This window comes from Bartonella kosoyi, from assembly GCF_003606325.2.
Taxonomy (GTDB): Bacteria; Pseudomonadota; Alphaproteobacteria; order Rhizobiales; family Rhizobiaceae; genus Bartonella; species Bartonella kosoyi.
On sequence record NZ_CP031843.2, the window covers coordinates 1374151 to 1395589 of the forward strand.

At 39.4% G+C, this 21439-nt stretch carries 14 protein-coding genes and 3 tRNA genes; 16 read left to right on the top strand and 1 reads right to left on the bottom strand.

The features are described 5' to 3' along the window. Nucleotides 1-436 precede the first annotated feature (436 nt). A complete protein-coding gene (locus D1093_RS05915) occupies nt 437-1168 on the top strand; it encodes a rhomboid family intramembrane serine protease (protein ID WP_120101318.1) in 732 nt (243 codons plus the stop codon). Here D1093_RS05915 and D1093_RS05920 read toward each other — a convergent pair. Continuing rightward, complete coding sequence (locus D1093_RS05920; RefSeq protein WP_120101320.1) at nt 1165-1995, bottom strand: TrmH family RNA methyltransferase; 831 nt, start codon at nt 1993-1995, stop codon at nt 1165-1167. The two genes, D1093_RS05915 and D1093_RS05920, sit on opposite strands and share 4 nt — an antisense overlap. Before the next feature lie 205 nt (nt 1996-2200). On the opposite strand from D1093_RS05920, the gene D1093_RS05925 reads away from it, so the two are divergent. The 15 genes from D1093_RS05925 to D1093_RS05995 all read left to right on the top strand — a co-directional run bounded on the left by D1093_RS05925 (nt 2201) and on the right by D1093_RS05995 (nt 19796). After that, nucleotides 2201-2284 (top strand) — tRNA-Tyr (locus D1093_RS05925). A 31-nt stretch (nt 2285-2315) separates the two neighbouring features. Further along, nucleotides 2316-2389: transfer RNA gene (locus D1093_RS05930), tRNA-Gly, on the top strand. A gap of 184 nt (nt 2390-2573) precedes the next feature. Continuing rightward, a complete protein-coding gene (tuf, locus tag D1093_RS05935; protein WP_005773266.1) occupies nt 2574-3749 on the top strand; it encodes an elongation factor Tu in 1176 nt (391 codons plus the stop codon). A gap of 47 nt (nt 3750-3796) precedes the next feature. After that, a tRNA-Trp gene (locus D1093_RS05940) sits at nt 3797-3872 on the top strand. Between the two features lie 222 nt (nt 3873-4094). Continuing rightward, nucleotides 4095-4307, top strand: coding sequence for a preprotein translocase subunit SecE (gene secE, locus D1093_RS05945; protein WP_005773665.1), 213 nt, complete (start codon nt 4095-4097; stop codon nt 4305-4307). Nucleotides 4308-4327: 20 nt separating this feature from the next. Then, the gene (nusG, locus tag D1093_RS05950) at nt 4328-4858 is read left to right on the top strand and encodes a transcription termination/antitermination protein NusG (protein ID WP_005773664.1); all 531 of its coding nucleotides are present in this window, start codon (nt 4328-4330) and stop codon (nt 4856-4858) included. A 149-nt stretch (nt 4859-5007) separates the two neighbouring features. Next, nucleotides 5008-5436 carry a 50S ribosomal protein L11 gene (gene rplK / locus D1093_RS05955; protein ID WP_005773661.1) on the top strand — a complete coding sequence of 143 codons (429 nt, stop codon included), beginning with the start codon at nt 5008-5010 and terminating at the stop codon, nt 5434-5436. A gap of 4 nt (nt 5437-5440) precedes the next feature. Further along, entirely contained in the window at nt 5441-6145 is a 705-nt protein-coding gene (gene rplA, locus D1093_RS05960) for a 50S ribosomal protein L1 (protein WP_120101322.1), read from the top strand. Nucleotides 6146-6499: 354 nt separating this feature from the next. After that, on the top strand, nt 6500-7018 hold the full coding sequence (gene rplJ / locus D1093_RS05965) for a 50S ribosomal protein L10 (RefSeq protein WP_012231475.1): 519 nt from the start codon (nt 6500-6502) through the stop codon (nt 7016-7018). Nucleotides 7019-7119: 101 nt separating this feature from the next. Continuing rightward, nucleotides 7120-7491 (top strand): 50S ribosomal protein L7/L12, encoded by a 372-nt coding sequence (rplL, locus tag D1093_RS05970; protein ID WP_005773658.1) that lies wholly within the window; start codon nt 7120-7122, stop codon nt 7489-7491. Between the two features lie 286 nt (nt 7492-7777). Further along, a complete protein-coding gene (rpoB, locus tag D1093_RS05975) occupies nt 7778-11929 on the top strand; it encodes a DNA-directed RNA polymerase subunit beta (RefSeq protein ID WP_120101324.1) in 4152 nt (1383 codons plus the stop codon). A 170-nt stretch (nt 11930-12099) separates the two neighbouring features. After that, the gene (rpoC, locus tag D1093_RS05980) at nt 12100-16311 is read left to right on the top strand and encodes a DNA-directed RNA polymerase subunit beta' (protein ID WP_120101326.1); all 4212 of its coding nucleotides are present in this window, start codon (nt 12100-12102) and stop codon (nt 16309-16311) included. A 463-nt stretch (nt 16312-16774) separates the two neighbouring features. Beyond that, the gene (locus D1093_RS05985) at nt 16775-17161 is read left to right on the top strand and encodes a MerR family transcriptional regulator (protein WP_120101328.1); all 387 of its coding nucleotides are present in this window, start codon (nt 16775-16777) and stop codon (nt 17159-17161) included. Between the two features lie 213 nt (nt 17162-17374). Next, nucleotides 17375-18064, top strand: coding sequence for a nitroreductase (locus tag D1093_RS05990; protein ID WP_120101330.1), 690 nt, complete (start codon nt 17375-17377; stop codon nt 18062-18064). A gap of 340 nt (nt 18065-18404) precedes the next feature. Then, the gene (locus tag D1093_RS05995) at nt 18405-19796 is read left to right on the top strand and encodes an L-serine ammonia-lyase (RefSeq protein ID WP_120101332.1); all 1392 of its coding nucleotides are present in this window, start codon (nt 18405-18407) and stop codon (nt 19794-19796) included. The last annotated feature ends 1643 nt before the right edge of the window (nt 19797-21439 follow it).

Sequence of the window (21439 nt, forward strand, 5' to 3'; positions counted from 1 at the left end):
TTCATTCAAAGAGTAGAAGTAATCCAAGCTCTGTTATTAGAACAAGAGAGGTTTAAGATTATTTAGAATTGAAGTATAGCCGGATTTAAAAAATGCAAAAATTGGGATATTTCTGGCAGAAAGCAACATGTATGTATTTGATATTTTTATGATAGAGTGCCTCATAAGTCAGTTTGTTTATTCATAAGTTTTTATACATGGCATGATAAACTGCACATTTTAATAAGAAGGATATCACTCATTTTGTAAATTATATTTTTAATATCTATACTTTTGAAAGTCTTTTGTATAACAGACAGGTGTTTTTTCCGGTGCGCTGTTGAAAATTAAAAAAGGGGCTTGAAGAGGCGTTAAAAAATTCCGTATCACCAGGAGTGGTGTCTTTACTTTGTGCAAAGAATGACCATTTCTTTTAAAGAATAAGAGATTTTATATAATGAAAGTTTCTCGTCATCAAGATAAGAATGTTTCCCAATTGCCGAGACAACCCAAAGAACCCTTATTGAATATTCCCTTTATTATTGTTGTCTTGATCGTATTTTGTTTTTGTCTTTATTGCATTCCTCAGTATTTTTTTTCCTATCAGCGTTATATTGAAAGTTTTGAGTTTTTTTCATTTACACCAGCGTTGTTTAAGACGAATCCTATCGCATTTTTTTATACCATGGTGAGTTATTCATTTATGCATGGTAGTTTTAAACATGTTGCTCTTAATATGGTTTGGCTTTTGGTTTTTGGTTCTCCTTTAGTAAAACATTTTGGTGTTTTACGTTTTTTAGTTTTTTGGGTGTTAACGGCAATTATTTCTGTTTTGACTTATTTTACATTTCATCAAGAAAGTATCATATCACTTGTTGGAGCATCAGGTTCCGTATCTGGAATGATGGGAGCTATTGCACGTTACGGTTTTCCTAGCAGCTATTTAGGTGTCAATACGCAGAACGAAAAACCTTTGGGAGCTTTATTATCTATCAAAAAAGCCCTTTGTTCCAAGGGCGTCCTTATTTATATAAGTGTATGGCTAGCGGCTGATGTTATCATAGGTATTTTTTCCGTTCTGTTTGAAGAAAATGGTATCTCAATAGCATGGGAAGCACATATTGGTGGGTTTTTAGCGGGTTTTTTGTTGGTTGGCTTTTTTGATGTTGCACAAAAAATTAAAAGCTAGAATCTAAGATATTTATGCGTCACATAAAGCGCTATTGTTGCTGCGTTTGAAACATTTAATGATTTAATATTTCCAGGTATGTCAAGGCGTGCTAGAGCGCAAACGGTTTCACGCGTTTTTTTTCGTAAGCCTTTACCTTCTGCTCCTAAAACAAGAGCAATTTTACTCCCTGTTAATGTTTTTTCTAGAGGTTGATTCCCTTCTGAATCAAGACCAAAGCTTGTAAAACCTGTTTGATGGAGTTCTTGAAGAGTTTCAGCAAGGTTTCGTACAGTAATATAATGAATCATTTCCAGAGCCCCTGATGCCGCTTTCGCAAGAACGCCACTTTCGTGGGGAGAGTGACGGCAAGTGGTAATGAGTGCCTTTGCTTTAAATGCAACGGCAGAGCGCATAATAGCACCAACATTATGTGGATCAGTAATTTGATCCATGACAATGACCAGATCAGTATTGGTGAGTTCCGATAGTTTGCATGGTTTGAGAGGAGAAGTTTCCAAAACAACCCCTTGATGAACTGCCTCACTTCCAACCAGCGAATCAAGATATTTGGGGGTGCATAATGTAACAGGGCAAGGATAATCTGATTCGGACATATTTAATCGTTTTAAGGCATTTTGTGTAACGTAAAGACATTTAAAAATTCTTTTTGGGTTTTTTAAAGCAGCCTGGACAGAATGAATGCCATAAAGATGGATAATTCCTTGCGGTAAAGAAGCAGCTTCCTTCCTCATGTTTTTAGAAGATCGAGAGGAGGAAGCTTTTGTATCGCGATACCGGCGACGTAAACGAGCATAATGAGAATTTTGTGATGTTTTTTCTTTCATAACTTCTTTATAGCGTTTTAATAATAAAAAGTGCTAGAAAAAATCTATGATTTAAAGATATGAGCAGGAAATTTGTACAGAATTGTATTTATTCTGTTGACAGATACAATCGTAATCGTCATAACCACTTCGCAATCAGATTGAATTGAATAGGTATTCGAGATGATTGTCGTGATACCTCATCGCGCGACTTTGCCGGTGTAATGGAGGGGTGCCCGAGTGGTTAAAGGGGGCGGACTGTAAATCCGTTGCGTATGCTACGTTGGTTCGAATCCAACCCCCTCCACCATTCATCGAAGGAGAGTTAGTACGTGGGTCATGCGGGTATAGCTCAATGGTAGAGCAGCAGCCTTCCAAGCTGAATATGCGGGTTCGATTCCCGCTACCCGCTCCAAATGGTTGTTGATGATTAGGCAAGTAGGTATAATGGAAAATATTCCATTATTTAAAAAGTGGGCGGGATTTTCCGCCTAAGAGTTGTGGTGATTGGGCTTGTGTAGGGTCCAGTTGAATTCATTTCTGCGGGCCTGTTTCTAGGTGCTAACAAAGATAGAGAATAAAACAAGAGATTAATAGCGATGGCGAAGAGCAAATTTGAACGAACAAAACCGCATGTTAATATTGGTACGATTGGTCACGTTGATCATGGGAAGACTTCGTTGACAGCAGCGATTACGAAATTTTTTGGTGAGTTTAAAGCATACGACCAAATTGATGCAGCACCAGAAGAGCGTGCCCGTGGGATTACCATTTCTACAGCACACGTTGAGTATGAAACGGAAAGCCGTCACTATGCGCACGTTGACTGTCCTGGACACGCCGATTATGTGAAAAACATGATCACAGGGGCAGCGCAGATGGATGGTGCCATTTTGGTTGTTTCAGCAGCTGATGGTCCGATGCCACAGACCCGTGAGCATATTTTGCTTGCTCGTCAGGTTGGAGTTCCAGCGATTGTTGTTTTTCTCAATAAAGTTGATCAGGTTGATGATGCGGAGCTTTTGGAACTTGTAGAGCTTGAGGTTCGGGAACTTTTATCCAAATATGATTTTCCAGGAGATGAAATCCCAATTGTAAAAGGTTCTGCGTTAGCAGCCCTTGAGGATAAGGATAAAAGCATTGGTGAAGATGCGGTTCGTCTTTTAATGAGCGAGGTTGATAATTATATTCCAACCCCTGAGCGTCCTGTTGATCAACCATTCTTGATGCCGATAGAGGATGTGTTTTCGATTTCGGGTCGTGGGACGGTTGTTACGGGTCGTGTTGAGCGTGGTGTTATTAAAGTTGGAGAAGAAATCGAGATTATTGGTATTCGCCCAACATCTAAGACGACGGTGACAGGTGTTGAAATGTTCCGCAAGCTTTTAGATCAAGGTCAAGCTGGAGATAATATTGGCGCGCTGCTTCGTGGTGTTGACCGTGAAGGCATTGAGCGTGGTCAAGTATTGGCAAAACCAGGATCGGTTACCCCACATACACGTTTTAAAGCGGAAGCTTACATTTTGACGAAAGATGAAGGGGGTCGTCATACGCCGTTTTTCACGAATTATCGTCCACAGTTTTACTTCCGTACGACAGATGTTACGGGTATTGTTACGCTTCCAGAAGGAACTGAAATGGTTATGCCCGGTGATAATGTTGCGATGGATGTGTCATTGATTGTGCCGATAGCGATGGAAGAGAAGCTTCGTTTTGCTATTCGTGAAGGTGGTCGTACTGTTGGTGCCGGTATCGTCTCTAAAATCATTGAATAAATAATGCTTGTTGAAAGGTTACTAAAGGCGTTTTAGTTTTCAAATTTAGGGGTATAGCTCAGTTGGTAGAGCGGCGGTCTCCAAAACCGCAGGTCGCGGGTTCAAGTCCTGCTGCCCCTGCCAGAGGGGAATAGGATTTTAGATATGGGGGAGCGGATCTTGCTGTCTTTTTCTCTTTTTTTTATCTAGGGCTTGTTTTTTTGTGTGTGAAACGCTATTGAATAGAGAGTAAAGAATTGCATCAGTCTAAAAGGTGGCTTTTGCATTTTTTCGTATTCATTTTGTTGGATAAAACACAATAGCGCTAAAAGAGAGTGTAATAGGGCGAGAGAGTATAGTGTGACGATGGCATCTAAAACCAATCCAATTGCCTTTTTGAAGCAAGTTTATGCAGAAACAGTTAAAGTAAAGTGGCCTACGCGTCGCGAGACGGTTATTTCTACTGTTATGGTTTTGTTGGTAACCGCATTGGCTTCGGCTTTCTTTTTTATTGTGGATCAGGTTATGCATTTTGGTGTTTGGCGGGTTATTGATCTTCTGAAATATCTTTTTGGTTGAGAATGTAAGGAAGTGTGACTGTGGCGGCTCGTTGGTATATTGTTCAGGCATATTCAAATTTTGAAAAGAAAGTAGCGGAAGCTATTGATAAGGAGGCAAAGCAAAAAGGACTTGATCATCTGTTTGAAAAAATTTTTGTTCCAACGGAGCGTGTTGTAGAAGTTCGCCGCGGACGTAAAGTCGATACTGAACGAAAATTTTTTCCTGGTTATGTTCTTGTTCGTGCTGAATTAACTGATGAAGTTTATCATCTTATTAAGAATACGCCTAAAGTGACAGGTTTTTTAGGATCGGATGCGCGTCCTGTTCCGATTTCTGATCGAGAGGTTGAGCAAATTCTCAAACAAGTTCAGGAAGGGGTTGAGTCTCCAAAGTCTTCTGTATTGTTTGAGGTTGGAGAGCAAGTTCGCGTTGCTGATGGTCCTTTTGTTTCGTTTAATGGAATTGTTCAAGAGGTTGAAGAAGAGCGCTCTCGTCTTAAGGTTGAGGTCCTCATTTTTGGGCGTCCTACGCCTGTTGATTTGGAATTTGGTCAGGTTGAAAAACTCTGATGAGTCTTAGAGTAGTTTTAATTACTTTAAGGAAGGAGTGGGAGGTGATTTATGGCTTTTGTCGGCTTAATGATCCGTACCACATCACTGCAGCGGGTAGAAAGCAAGATAAATTGTTCGTATACCAGTGAAATTGAAGGCAGGTTATTATGGCAAAAAAAAGTATAGGTCAGCTTAAGTTGCAGGTTCCTGCAGGGGCTGCTACTCCATCTCCACCAATTGGTCCGGCTCTTGGGCAACGTGGTATTAATATCATGGAATTTTGTAAGGCGTTTAATGCAGCCACACAAGAAATGGAAAAGGGGGCACCGATTCCAGTTGTTATTACATATTACCAAGATAAGTCTTTCACGTTTTCTCTCAAGACACCTCCTGTGTCGTTCTTTTTAAAGAAAGAAGCGCAGCTGAAATCTGGTTCAAAGGAGCCTGGTAAGGTGTCTGTAGGAAGTATCTCTCGCGATAAAATTCGTTCGATTGCGGAATCAAAGATGAAGGATCTTAATGCAAATGACATTGAGGCAGCGATGCGTATGATTGAAGGCTCTGCGCGTTCGATGGGCTTAGAAGTGGTGGGCTAATATTATGGCAAAAGTAGCAAAGAGAATAAAAAATATCCGAAAAGATATTGATTTTAATGAACTTTACGCTTTAAAAGATGCTGTTTCAATGGTTAAGGAGCGTGCCGTAGCTAAGTTTGATGAAACAATTGAAATTTCAATGAACTTGGGTGTTGATCCTCGTCATGCTGATCAGATGGTTCGGGGTGTTGCTCATTTACCAAATGGCACGGGAAGAAATATTCGTGTTGCCGTTTTTGCTCGTGGAGATAAGGCTGAGGAAGCTAAGGCAGCAGGAGCGGATGTTGTGGGGGCTGAAGATTTGTTTGAAAGCATTAATAGGGGGGTGATTGACTTTGATCGTTGCATTGCAACACCAGACATGATGCCTCTTGTTGGTCGTCTTGGTAAGATTCTTGGTCCACGCAGTTTGATGCCAAATCCAAAAGTTGGGACTGTAACACTTGATGTTGCTGGTGCTGTCAAAGCTTCTAAAGGTGGTGCTGTCGAGTTTCGTGTTGAAAAAGCTGGGATTGTGCATGCTGGTATTGGGAAGGCTTCTTTTGGCGTTGAAAAAATCGTGGAGAATATTAAAGCCTTTGCAAGTGCAGTTATTAAAGCAAAACCGCAAGGTGCAAAGGGGGAGTATATTAAGCGCGTTGCTGTTTCTTCAACGATGGGAGTTGGTGTTAAAGTTGATCCAGCAACGGTTCGTTCAGAGTCAGTATAAGCTGATTGATAATTTTTTGAGGTAAGTGACGATCAAAATTATATTTTAAATGTCGGTTTTCACTGGCATTTAGCTATCTAAGCTTTATAGAGCTTAGGTTGTACCGGGAGAAATTCCGGAATATCCTGTCCGAGATTGTAGGTGATGCTTTAAGTATCTTAATCAAAAAAACCTGCATGAGACTGGTGTAAAAACTGAGAGTTAAAAGACTTAAAGGGTTTGAGCCAAGGTTGCCTTTGAACGCTGTGCGTGAAAAAGGGGACAGGATCCTCATCGGTAACATGAAGTGTTTTTATGTTATCAAAGGTAACCAACAGGTTTGTTTTAAGCAAATCTGTTAAATGGAGAGAGACAGTGAATAGAGCGGAAAAACGCGAATTTGTTACATGGCTTAACGAGGCTTTTCAAAAGTCTGGTTCTGTTGTTGTTGCACATTATTCCGGTCTGACAGTTTCACAGATGAACGATTTGCGTTCGAAAATGGGTGAAGCTGGCGGTGCCGTTAAAGTCGCCAAAAACCGTCTTGCTAAAATCGCTCTTCAGGGCACGGAATCTGAATCGATAGCGGGTTTATTTACAGGACAAACCCTTATTGCTTATTCAGAAGATCCAATCACAGCACCAAAAGTTGCTGTTGATTTTGCAAAAAGCAATGACAAATTTGTCATCCTTGGCGGTTCAATGGGCGCAACAAGTTTAACTGTAGACGCTGTGAAGTCATTGGCTTCATTGCCTTCATTAAACGAATTGCGGGCAAAACTTGTGGGTATGATTTCTACTCCTGCCACCCGTATTGCACAGGTTGTTAATGCACCTGCAGGTCAGGTTGCACGTGTCATTGGAGCATATGCTCAGGAGGATAAGGCGGCTTAAGGCTGTTTATATTCACGTTGATGGAAGAGCTTTAAAGCTTTTCTGTTTTTTTGAATAAGTTTTAATAATGGTTCAAATCTTTTAATTAAAGGAATTTAAAAATGGCTGATCTAGCGAAGATCGTAGAAGACCTTTCTAATCTAACTCTTTTGGAAGCTGCTGAGCTTTCTAAGTTACTTGAAGAAAAGTGGGGTGTTTCGGCTGCTGCTCCTGTAGCTGTCGCTGCTGTTGCTGGTGGTGCTGCTCCAGCTGCTGAAGAAAAAACAGAATTTGATGTTATTCTTGTTGAAGGTGGCGCGCAAAAAATTAATGTTATTAAAGAAGTTCGTGCTCTGACAGGACTTGGTCTTAAAGAAGCGAAAGATCTGGTTGAAGGAGCACCTAAGCCTATTAAAGAAGGGGCTTCTAAAGAAGAAGCAGAGAAAATTAAATCTCAACTTGAAGCTGCTGGTGCTAAAGTTGAACTTAAATAAATTTAATTTTATCGGCGGACATTTATGTTCGCCGATTTTCTTTCTCTAAAAAGAGGAAAAGTAATGAGTAAAAAAACCTTTTACCAACGGTTTAATCGCAATAGTGGGTATAGGGTTGAGCTACTCATCTCTCATCATAGAGCCAAGTTAAAAAAGGCTTGTGTTGGTGAGGAAAGTTAATGATGCTCGTTATTGGGTGTCAGGTGAACTGGTCTGCATATGCAGGTTAATGATATAAAACTTTCAAGGTTGGTCTACCTTGAAGAGTAAGGATCAAGGAGCGACGATGGCTCAGACTCACGCAATGATGTCTCAATTCAATGGTCGTAAGCGGGTACGCAAATTTTTTGGTAAGATTCCTGAAGTAGCAGAGATGCCGAATCTTATTGAGGTTCAAAAAGCGTCATATGATCAGTTTCTCATGGTTGAGGAACCAAAAGGTGGACGACCAGATGAAGGTTTGCAAGCTGTTTTTAAATCGGTATTTCCTATTTCTGATTTTTCCGGTACAGCTATGCTTGAGTTTGTTGGTTATGAATTTGATTTACCAAAATTTGATGTTGAAGAATGTCGTCAACGTGATTTAACTTATGCAGCCCCATTGAAGGTGATATTGCGTTTGATTGTTTTTGATGTTGATGAGGATACTGGCTCCAAAGATATCAAAGACATTAAAGAGCAGGGTGTCTATATGGGCGATATGCCTTTAATGACGACCAATGGTACCTTTATTGTTAATGGTACGGAGCGTGTTATTGTTTCTCAGATGCATCGTTCTCCAGGTGTCTTTTTTGACCATGATAAGGGCAAGTCTCATTCATCAGGAAAGCTTCTTTTTGCTGCTCGTGTTATTCCCTATCGTGGCTCTTGGCTGGATATTGAGTTTGATGCTAAGGACATTATTTATGCGCGTATTGATCGGCGGCGCAAGATTCCTGTGACCAGTCTGTTAATGGCATTAGGTATGGATGGCTCAGATATTTTGTCAATGTTTTATGATAAAGTAACTTATGAGCGTGATGGAGAGGGGTGGCGTGTTCCTTATTCTGTTGATCGCTTTAAAGGAATGAAGCTCATTTCTGACCTTATAGATGCAGAGAGTGGTGAAGTTGTTGCGGAAGCTGGTAAAAAGCTAACAGTTCGTACCGCGAAGTCTTTGGCAGAAAAGGGACTCAAGGCGGTTAAAGTTAGTGAAGATGATTTATTAGGGTGTTATCTTGCCGAAGATATCGTCAATTACGAAACAGGTGAAATTTACCTTGAAGCAGGCGATGAAATTGACGAAAAAGTATTGAAAATTTTGCTTGATGTTAGTGCTGATCAAATCAATATTCTTGATATTGATCACATGAATATTGGCGCTTATATCCGCAATACTTTAAAAGTGGATAAGAATGAAAGTCGACAGGATGCATTGTTTGATATTTACCGAGTAATGCGTCCAGGTGAGCCTCCTACAATCGATACAGCAGAAGCAATGTTTCATTCATTGTTTTTTGATCCAGAGCGTTATGATCTTTCAGCTGTTGGACGTGTTAAGATGAATTTGCGTATGGATCTTGATTGTCCAGATACCGTTCGCGTTTTGCGTCAAGAAGATATTCTTGCTGTTGTTAAGATGTTGGTTGAATTACGTGATGGTCGTGGTGAAATTGATGATATTGATAATCTTGGCAATCGTCGTGTTCGTTCCGTTGGGGAGTTGATGGAAAATCAATATCGCATTGGTTTGCTACGTATGGAGCGTGCGATAAAAGAGCGTATGTCATCGGTTGAAATTGATACAGTGATGCCGCAGGATTTAATCAATGCAAAGCCTGCAGCAGCAGCCGTTCGTGAGTTTTTTGGATCTTCTCAATTGTCGCAATTTATGGATCAAACCAACCCATTGTCGGAAATCACCCATAAGCGCCGTCTTTCTGCCCTTGGTCCAGGGGGGTTGACTCGTGAGCGTGCGGGTTTTGAAGTTCGTGACGTCCATCCTACGCATTATGGTCGTATTTGTCCTATTGAAACACCAGAAGGTCCCAATATTGGTCTCATTAACTCTTTAGCAACATTTGCCCGGGTTAACAAATATGGTTTTATTGAAAGCCCGTATCGTAAAATTATTGATGGTAAAGTTACCAAAGAAGTTATTTATCTTTCAGCAATGGAAGAAGCAAAGCATTATGTTGCTCAAGCGAATTCTTCATTAGATAGTGAAGGCCGTTTTACAGAAGAGTTTGTTGTTTGCCGTCATGCTGGTGAAGTTTTAATGGCGCCGCGCGATCATGTTGATTTGATGGATGTTTCACCAAAACAGTTGGTTTCAGTTGCAGCTGCGCTTATTCCCTTTTTGGAAAATGATGATGCGAATCGTGCGTTGATGGGATCAAACATGCAGCGTCAGGCAGTTCCTCTTGTACGTGCTGAAGCACCATTTGTTGGTACGGGAATGGAAGCTGTTGTTGCACGAGATTCAGGAGCTGCTGTAAGTGCAAAACGCAGTGGTATTGTTGATCAAGTTGATGCGACCCGTATTGTTATCCGTGCAACAGAAGATTTAGATCCTTCAAAATCAGGGGTTGATATTTATCGCTTACAAAAATTTCAGCGTTCTAATCAGTCCACTTGTATTAATCAGCGCCCTCTTGTGCATGTCGGTGATCGGGTAGAAAAGGGTGATATCATTGCAGATGGCCCATCCACGGATCTGGGTGATTTGGCTCTTGGGCGGAATGTTCTTGTCGCCTTTATGCCTTGGAATGGATACAACTATGAAGATTCTATTTTGTTATCTGAGCGCATTGTTGCTGATGATGTGTTTACTTCAATTCATATTGAGGAATTTGAAGTGGCAGCACGGGATACAAAACTTGGGCCTGAGGAAATTACGCGCGACATTCCTAATGTTGCGGAAGAAGCATTAAGGAATCTTGACGAAGCTGGCATTATTTATATTGGTGCTGAAGTTCAACCGGGTGATATTTTGGTTGGAAAGATTACACCAAAGGGTGAGAGTCCCATGACGCCAGAAGAAAAGCTTCTGCGAGCAATTTTTGGTGAGAAGGCATCTGATGTTCGTGATACTTCTATGCGTATGCCTCCTGGGACGTTTGGTACTGTTGTTGAGGTTCGCGTTTTTAATCGCCATGGTGTGGAAAAAGATGAGCGTGCTATGGCCATTGAACGTGAAGAAATTGAGCGTTTAGCAAAAGACCGTGATGATGAACAGTCGATTCTTGATCGCAATGTTTATGCGCGCCTTACCGATATGTTGACAGGTAAAGTCGCTGTAGAAGGTCCGAAAGGCTTTTCGGAGAGCAAAAAGCTTGATAGTACGGTAATGGGACGTTATCCACGCTCGCAGTGGTGGCAATTTGCAGTTGAGGATGAAAAGCTTCAAAATGAAATTGAAGCTTTGCGTAAGCAATATGATGAATCAAAAGAAGCATTACAACGTCGCTTTATGGATAAAGTTGAAAAGGTCCAAAGAGGTGATGAAATGCCTCCTGGTGTCATGAAAATGGTAAAGGTTTTTGTGGCTGTGAAGCGCAAAATCCAACCAGGCGATAAGATGGCGGGACGACATGGGAATAAGGGGGTTGTTTCACGTATTCTTCCCGTAGAAGATATGCCCTTTCTTGAAGATGGAACGCATGCTGATATCGTCTTAAATCCGCTTGGTGTACCTAGCCGTATGAATGTTGGGCAAATTCTTGAGACGCACCTTGGTTGGGCATGTGCGGGGATGGGCAAAAAGATTGGTGATTTGTTGGAATTATATCAAGAGACTGGGGATATACTTCCTTTACGTCAGCGTATTGAAAATCTTATGCCTGATGATAATCATAATGAACCTGTTCGTCAGTATGATAACGAAAGCCTTTATAAATTAGCACTTCAGATGAAGAAAGGGGTTTCAATTGCAACGCCTGTTTTTGATGGAGCACATGAGTCTGATATCAACATGATGCTGGAAGATGCGGGACTAGATAGTTCAGGGCAGGTTACGCTTTATGATGGTCGTACGGGAGAGCCTTTTGATCGTCCAGTAACGGTGGGGTATATTTACATGTTGAAATTGCATCACCTTGTTGATGATAAGATTCATGCACGTTCTATTGGTCCCTACTCACTTGTTACGCAGCAACCATTGGGAGGTAAGGCACAGTTTGGTGGTCAACGTTTTGGTGAAATGGAGGTTTGGGCTCTTGAAGCTTATGGTGCTGCATATACTTTGCAGGAGATGTTGACAGTAAAATCGGATGATGTCGCTGGTCGGACGAAAGTCTATGAAGCGATTGTGCGTGGTGATGATACATTTGAAGCCGGTATCCCTGAGAGCTTTAATGTGTTGGTGAAAGAAATGCGTTCACTTGCTCTCAATGTAGAACTTGATGATGCGCGTGAACTTATTGCACAGCGTGTGTTATCTGATACGGCAGAACAATAATCCAAGGAGCGCACGGGAAAAAGGTTGCGCTCTGATTACTTTAAGAGGCTCAATAACCTTATTGAAGGTTGTACAGATCATTTTTGAAAGTCAATGTATTTTAAAGAAGATCTGTTACAAAATGAATGAGATATTACAACAGGTTCTAAGAATCTTTGAAGGAGAACAGCATGAACCACGAGGTCATGAATCTTTTCAATCCTCAAGCGCCAGCGCAAACATTTGACTCTATTCGTATTTCGATTGCGAGTCCTGAGAAAATTTTGTCTTGGTCTTATGGTGAGATTAAGAAGCCTGAGACTATTAATTATCGGACTTTTAAACCAGAGCGTGATGGTCTTTTTTGTGCACGTATATTTGGCCCGATTAAAGACTATGAATGTCTATGCGGTAAATATAAACGCATGAAATATAAGGGGATTATTTGTGAAAAATGTGGTGTGGAAGTTACCCTTTCGCGCGTACGTCGTGAGCGTATGGGACACATTGAGCTGGCAGCACCTGTTGCGCATATATGGTTTCTGAAATCATTACCGGGTCGTATTTCTACACTTTTAGATTTGACTTTAAAAGATATTGAGCGTGTTCTTTATTTCGAGAATTATATTGTAACCGAACCAGGGTTGACATCTCTTAAACTCCATCAGCTTCTTTCTGAAGAAGAATATATGCTTGCGATTGATGAGTTTGGAGAAGATCAGTTTACAGCGATGATTGGCGCTGAAGCTATTTACGAGCTTTTAGCGAGTATGGAGCTCGATAAAATCGCCAATGATTTACGTCTCGAATTAGCTGAAACAACTTCAGAGTTAAAGCAGAAAAAATTGATTAAACGACTTAAGATCGTTGAAAATTTTCTTGAATCTGGGAATAAGCCAGAATGGATGATTATGAAAACAATTCCGGTTATTCCACCGGATTTACGTCCATTGGTTCCACTTGATGGTGGACGTTTTGCAACATCAGATCTCAATGATCTTTATCGGCGTGTTATCAATCGTAATAACCGTTTGAAACGGCTGATTGAATTGCGTGCTCCTGGGATTATTGTGCGTAATGAAAAACGTATGGTGCAAGAAGCTGTTGACGCATTATTTGATAACGGACGGCGTGGGCGTGTGATTACGGGAGCCAATAAACGTCCGTTAAAATCTCTTTCAGATATGTTAAAGGGTAAGCAAGGCCGTTTCCGTCAAAACCTACTTGGAAAGCGTGTTGATTACTCGGGTCGTTCTGTTATCGTGACAGGTCCTGAATTAAAATTACATCAATGTGGTCTTCCCAAAAAAATGGCCCTTGAATTATTTAAGCCCTTTATTTATGCGCGCCTTGATGCAAAAGGATATTCCTCAACTGTAAAACAAGCAAAAAAGCTTGTTGAGAAGGAGCATCCAGAAGTTTGGGATATCTTAGATGAGGTTATTCGTGAACATCCTGTTTTACTCAATCGTGCCCCAACATTACACCGTTTAGGAATTCAGGCTTTTGAACCTATCTTAATTGAAGGGAAGGCTATCCAACTTCATCCATTGGTATGTACTGCTTTTAATGCGGACTTTGATGGAGATCAGATGGCGGTTCACGTTCCACTTTCTCTTGAAGCACAACTTGAAGCCCGTGTTTTGATGATGTCGACCAATAATATTCTTCATCCAGCGAATGGAGCCCCTATTATTGTTCCATCACAGGATATGGTTCTTGGACTTTATTATCTCTCGATTGTTTCTGAAAAAGAACCCGGTGAAGGAATGGCTTTTTCTGATATAGGTGAGCTTCATTATGCCTTGGAAAACAAGGTTGTAACGCTTCATACGAAGATTAAAGGCCGCGTTAAGAATATTGGTAAGGATGGAAAAGAAGTTGCTAAACTTTATGATACAACACCTGGTCGTTTGATTATCGGTGAGCTTTTGCCAAAAAATTCGAGTATCTCATTTGATATTGTCAATCAAGAAATGACAAAAAAGAATATTTCTAAAATGATTGATCACGTTTATCGCCACTGTGGACAAAAAGAGACGGTTATTTTTTGTGACCGTATTATGCAGCTTGGTTTTTCTTATGCTTGTCGTGCAGGAATTTCATTCGGGAAGGATGATATGGTTATTCCCGATAGCAAGTCACGTTTGGTTGCAGAAACAGAAGCCTTGGCAAAGGAATACGAACAGCAATATAATGATGGTTTGATTACACAGGGTGAGAAATACAATAAGGTTGTGGATGCTTGGGGTAAATGTACAGACCGTGTTGCGGATGAAATGATGAAACGAATTCAAGCCGTCGATTTTGATCCTAAAACAGGTCGTCAACGGCCTATGAATTCAATCTATATGATGTCACACTCTGGTGCTCGTGGTTCAGCTAATCAGATGAGGCAATTGGCTGGTATGCGTGGATTGATGGCAAAACCATCGGGTGAAATTATTGAAACACCTATTATTTCAAATTTTAAGGAAGGTCTGACTGTTAACGAATACTTCAACTCTACCCATGGTGCGCGTAAAGGTCTTGCGGATACTGCGTTAAAAACTGCAAACTCTGGTTATCTCACACGGCGCCTTGTTGATGTTGCACAGGATGCTATTATTTCAGCCGTTGATTGTGGTACAGCAAAAGGGCTTACGATGCAGCCGATTGTTGATGCAGGACAAATTGTTGCCTCTCTTGGGCAACGAATTCTTGGTCGTACAGCCCTTGTTGATATTTTACATCCTGTCTCTGGAGAGGTTATTCTTGAAGGTGGAGCGATGATTGAGGAGGCTGATGTCGTGAAGATTGAAGAAGCCGGAATTCAATCTGTTCAAATTCGTTCTGCTTTAACATGTGAAACACGTCTTGGTGTTTGTGCAAAATGCTATGGTCGTGATTTGGCGCGTGGAACACCGGTTAATCAGGGAGAAGCCGTTGGTGTTATTGCTGCTCAATCCATTGGTGAGCCGGGAACGCAGCTGACTATGCGTACTTTCCACTTAGGAGGAACTGCACAAGTTGTTGATTCATCGTATTTAGAGGCATCTTATGAAGGTACGGTGGAAATTCGTAATCGTAATGTAGTTCGTAACTCTGAAGGTCATTTGGTTGTTATGGGACGTAATATGGCTATCCTTATCAAGGATGAGTTAGGAAAAGAACGCGTTGTGCATCGTGTTAGCTATGGTGCGCATATTTTTGTTGATGATGGTGATGTGGTTAAACGTGGCCAGCGTATAGCAGAATGGGATCCTTATACACGTCCAGTTTTAACGGAAGTTGAAGGTTATGTGGGTTTTGAAGATATGGTCGATGGTTTATCAGTCACTGAAACTGCTGATGAATCTACGGGGATTACGAAACGTTTGGTGATTGATTGGCGTGCTAATCCACGTGGTGCGGAGCTCAAACCAGCCATTATCATCCACGCAGATAAAGAAGGTAAGTCCATTGCTAAATTGTATAAGGGAGGTGAAGCTCGTTATATGATGTCAGTGGAAACTATTCTTTCTGTTGAGCTTGGTGCTTATGTTAAAGCTGGTGATGTTATTGCTCGTTTGCCGATGGAAAGTGCTAAGACGAAAGATATTACAGGGGGGCTACCACGGGTGGCAGAACTTTTTGAAGCGCGTCGTCCAAAGGATCATGCGATTATTGCAGAAGTCAGTGGTACAATTCGATTTGGTCGTGGTTATAAAAATAAACGCCGTATTATTATTGAACCAAATGATGAAACTCTTGAGCCAGTAGAATATTTGATTCCAAAAGGTAAGTTATTTCACTTCCAAGAAGGCGATCAAATTGAAAAGGGTGATTATATCCTTGATGGTAATCCAGCCCCTCATGATATCTTAGCGATTAAGGGTGTTGAAGCTTTGGCATCTTACCTTGTTAATGAGATTCAGGAAGTTTATCGTTTGCAGGGGGTTCTTATCAATGACAAGCATATTGAAGTGATTGTTCGTCAAATGTTGCAAAAGGTTGAAATTACTGAATCTGGAGATTCTGGTTATATTCCAGGTGATAATGTTGATCGTATTGAACTTGATGAAATCAATGATAATTTGATTGCAGAAGGGAAGAAACCCGCATCTGGTAATCCCATTCTTCTTGGAATTACAAAAGCTTCTCTTCAAACGCCTTCTTTTATTTCAGCAGCATCGTTTCAGGAAACAACGCGCGTTCTGACCGAAGCGGCGGTTTCTGGCAAAATTGATACTTTGCAAGGACTTAAAGAGAACGTTATTGTCGGTCGTCTTATTCCTGCTGGTACAGGCGGTACGATTTCTCAAATTCGTCGTATTGCAGCAGTTCGTGATGATTTAATTGTAGATGAACAACGTAAGTCTAGTAATAACGAAGCAGCTAAGGCTATGTTGACAAATATGACAGCCGAAACCGTTGCTGAATAATTTAGAGACAATGTCACATAATAAAAAAACGTCTGAATAGAGGTTCAGACGTTTTTTATATCAAAACGTAGAAGTCACATATTCCCCAGAATAATCATAAAAAATTATAAGCCGATAGTCGTTTATTATTTTCTAATAATGCTTATCTTTTTTGTTGCTTCATTTTAAAGTTTTCTTATTTCTAAAGGCAGTATAGAAAATTCTTTTCAGGATATGTAAAGCCTAAAAGCCATATTTCAAGAAAAAGAGAGGATGATCTATAAGTGAAATAACGATTAATTTTGAATTTTAAGAAAATTTTTTGATTGATATTTTCTGCAAAGATTTAGAAAGTCTTATGATAAGAATATATGTCTTTATATTTTAGAATGCGGGAAAGTAGAGGATAGGGTGCTTACTAAAATTTTATAAAAAACAGGCATATTTCTTATAACAATGCGGTCTATGAAAACAGAATGCTAAAATGTACGAATATTATTCAATTAGAGAATTGACACGTGAGTTTTCAATAACAGCTCGGACTTTGCGTTATTGTGAAGAAGAAGGGCTTCTTATTCCTTTACGGCGTGGAAGTACGTGGCTTTATACACAAACGGACCGTCATAAGTTAAAACAAATACTACGTGCTAAAAGAGTTAAATTTTCATTGTTTGAAATATCTGAGATATTGTCTATGGTTGGAGATCCACCTGATGATGAGAAAAAGCTTAAGAAGTTAATTGCAGAAATTCATAAAAAGCGAGCTGATTTAAAGAAGATACAGCATGATATTGATGATCTTCTACAGGATTTAGAACGAATTGAGGAGAATTTTTTTGAGAGCTTAGCAGAGTTGGGGGATAATCGTTAATTATGAAATTTATTTCATCTATTTTTGGAAAATTTTCTTTCTATTAAAAGAGATAGGTTGTGCTATCTTAATAGGTAGATGGTCTTTAACACTGCGTGAAATGTGTAAGTCATTTGAAAAAATAGAGCGTGCGCAAAAAGCAGCAAAGGTATTTTCGCAATATATTGTCCTTAATAAGCAAAAAATATTTTTCAATTAAAGAAAGCAAAGACAATGGCAGTTTCTCCCATGAGTATTTTTCAATCCATTTTATCGCGAAAATCAATTCGCGCTTTTACTGACCAGCCCGTTAGTTTGGAAATAATCAAAGAAATTTTAAAACTTGCAGCACGTGCACCATCTGGAACAAATATTCAGCCATGGCAAGTGATTGTTCTTACGGGAAGTGTATTACATAAAGTAGGGCAAGAGCTTTCACAACTTGTGCTTTCAGGTGTAAAAGGAGAACGTGAATATCATTATTATCCACGTCAATGGCGTGAGCCTTATCTTTCAAGGCGTCGGAAAGTTGGTTTGGATCTTTATCAGAGTCTTGGAATTCAAAAAGGTGATGAAGAAAAAATGCTTCTTCAAAAAGCACGAAATTTTTTATTTTTCGATGCACCCGTGGGACTCTTGTTTACAATGGATCATGACATGGAAATGGGGAGTTGGCTTGATTTGGGGATGTTTATGCAGACTATTATGCTCGCAGCACGGGGATTTGGATTGGATACTTGCCCTCAAGCAGCTTTTGCTGATTATCACAAACAGATTCGTACACTTTTATCGATTCCTTCTGATCGCCATGTTATCTGTGGTATGGCACTTGGTTATCGCGATATGAATGCTCCAGAAAATAACTTTGAGACAGAACGAGAACCATTAGAAAACTTTGTACGTTTCATTGAAGCATATCCATAAAATATTTTGTGTAATTAAGTATACGTTTTGAATGACTTACTATATTATAAAAAGTATTTCCGGTGAAAATTTCACATTCTCATTAAATTCTAGTCTTGCATATTAACACTTATTTTACTAGGCTTCAAAAGTTAAGAGAGTGATGACTCTAGGGGTATTGTTCATTTTAAAGGTTGACTATGGAAAGCACTATAGAAAGAAAGTGTTGGGTGGTAGCAAGACGAGCGACATTCGTGTTTATTGCTGTCATTTTTTTAGTTTATCTCGCAATTTGATTTTAAACGAGACAAACGTTATAAAAAGCGTATGCTCAAACCATACTATAGTTTTGAGGTGATACGTGTTTTTATCTGTTTTTGAACTTTTTAAAATTGGAATTGGTCCTTCTAGCTCACACACGATGGGGCCGATGACATCTGCTAATATGTTTTTGCAAAAGATACGAGATTTTTCTCAGTCATCCGATATTCAAGTTTCTCGTATACGTGTTTATCTTTACGGTTCTTTAGCTTTCACGGGTATTGGTCATGCGACAGATAGAGCTATTGTATTAGGACTTTTAGGAGAAAAAGCGTCGACTGTTAATCCTGATAATATGGAATTTCTGTTAGAAAAAGTTATCCGTGAAAAAAAAGTGCAACCAGAAGAGCATCCCGCTTATCAGTTTGATTTGCAACATGATCTTATTTTTGAACGAAAAGAAATCTTACCTGGACATACAAATGGGTTAGCATTTGAAGGACTTGATACGGGTGGGAATATCCTATTGCGGCAGATTTATTATTCTATCGGGGGTGGCTTTGTTGTGACTGAGGATGAATTAAACCATATAAATGGTGATATACAACCAGAAGCATTTGAGGTGCCATATCCTTTTGATTCTGCGCGTACAATGTTATCAATGGCGGAAAAATCCGGACTTTCGATTGCTGAAATGAAGCGCTTAAATGAAGAAACAAAGATTGAGCGTTCTTTTCTAGATGCAGGACTTGATGAAATTTTTTCAGCGATGACAAATTGTATTGATAGAGGTCTTTCACAAGAAGGTGAGTTGCCTGGTGGATTACGTGTTCTAAGGCGTGCTAAAAAGCTGCATGAAACGCTTTTGAAAAATCAAAAGAAAAATTTTAATTATCCACTTTGGGCAAATGATTGGCTGTCAGTCTATGCTATGGCAGTCAATGAGGAAAATGCAGCAGGTGGTCGTGTTGTTACCGCTCCAACAAATGGGGCCGCTGGTGTTGTCCCCGCAGTTTTACGTTACTATCTTCAGTTTAATGATGATTCAGATCAAGAGGGAATACATAATTTCCTATTGACGGCAGCAGCGATTGGCGGTGTTATCAAACATAATGCCTCTATTTCTGGTGCAGAAGTTGGATGTCAAGGTGAAGTTGGAACGGCATCTTCAATGGCTGCGGCGGGGTTGACTGCAGCGTTAGGTGGAACGCCGGCTCAAATTGAAAATGCAGCGGAAATTGCGCTTGAGCATCATTTGGGAATGACGTGTGATCCGGTTGCAGGTCTTGTCCAAGTTCCTTGTATTGAGCGTAATGCAATGGGGGCGGTTAAGGCAGTAACGGCTTCTTCTCTTGCATTATATGGTAATGGGGAACATTTTGTTTCTCTTGATGCTTGTATAGAAACAATGCGTCAGACGGGCCATGATATGAGTGAACGCTATAAAGAAACAAGTAAAGGGGGCCTCGCAGTGAATGCAATATCTTGTTAAGAGTGTAGTCTCTTATTAGGGGCTGAAATATTTTTTCAATCCATAACTGGACTCGTCGGGGAAGAACAGCATTTTTTCTTCCTAAGAAAATTTTTGTTTTTTGTTGCTTATCAATCAAAATTCAAATTTAATTCAGTAGCGTGCTTAAGATAAATTTGAAACGGATTTGTGCTTTCTAAACGAGTAACAGCTTTTACATGCAAGACTGGAAGGAGAGTATCGCTTATATCTGTTTGATTTGTTTCTAAAAAGAAAACAGTCTTATTGGAAAAAATAAAAAAACGTAAAGCAAAACGAATGATTAATTTGTCACTAATTTTTAGCTGGATTTTATGGCTTTTAAAAGTTTTCAGAGCAATATCGTTTAAGGAATGAGGATTATACTCTAGTATTCAAGGCAAATTTGTTTTAAATTTGAATAATTGTGGTGAGGTATGAGAGAGCTTTAAAAGTTAAAAGTAAAGATCTTTGGACAGCTGATATGATAAAAAAATACCTTGAAAAGAAACTCTAATTTGCAATAATTAAGAGCTATCTTAGAAAAGCTTATTCTCCAACTTTATTTATAAATCCTGTACTGTCCCAAAAAAATAAAAGAAATAAAAACGTATACATAAAAAAATATTTGTCAAAATTCTCATGAATGAGCAATCCAGTGGTTCTTTATTTTATGTGAAAGTTGTGACAGCATTAGAGAATGCGATAAATAAAAGCATGAGACAACGCATAATCTCCCTTATTTAAAGAATATTTCTTTAGATACTTTTGAAAGCCGTAAAGCTGCATTAAAAGGAGATGGCAAGGCTAGAGGATTTTAAAACTTCATATTTTTCCAAAATTAGGTTTTCTACTTGTTTCAGAGATTATACAAACAAGAGATATGCAATATCGCTCCCATTTGCCATACCAAAAGCTGCAACAGAAGAAAAAACACTAAGTCGTCGGAATATTTATCCCAAACATGCGGTTGGTTTGGGTTTGGATGTTGATTTGTAGACAATAGAAAGAGCATGGGCTTCTCTTAAGAAAATAACTCCATAAAACACAAAATTTACCAGTAATGGACTGAAGAGAAGAGCCTGCTTTTTATATAAAAAACTTTGCTAAACAACACATAACACATTTAACTTTATGTTCGTTTGTTTTTACAGGTATTCGTAAACATCTATTGCTTTATATTTGTGAGAATTAGATTGAGGATGATTTATGGATAATCTCTGCTGAAGGTATGCGAGGCCGATGAGATGCTAAAGAAGAATTTCGTGTATCTTGATCATTAGAAGCAATGAAAATAATTAAAAAAGCCAGTTACATCTCTGAAAGTGATTTTATTTTTTACGGCGTGTTTGTTGTAGAGGAAATCGTTATTAAAAGGATTTTTTTTATTGTATTTTTACAATAACCTCTAAAATGATAAGCTTTCATCCCATGTAAGGATCATTTTTTTCAGAAATATATCAAGGATAATTTTTGCTATTAAATCAAAAAGTAGAAAAATATTTGGTATTTTTTGTGTCCTTAAAAAATAGTTTGATTGGAAGCTTGAAGATATTGGATAATTGAAAAAGCCATAAATATAATTCCTACGACTTAATAAAGAAGTATGTCTATCAAAGGATTTTCTAAGACTGTAGATGATGGTG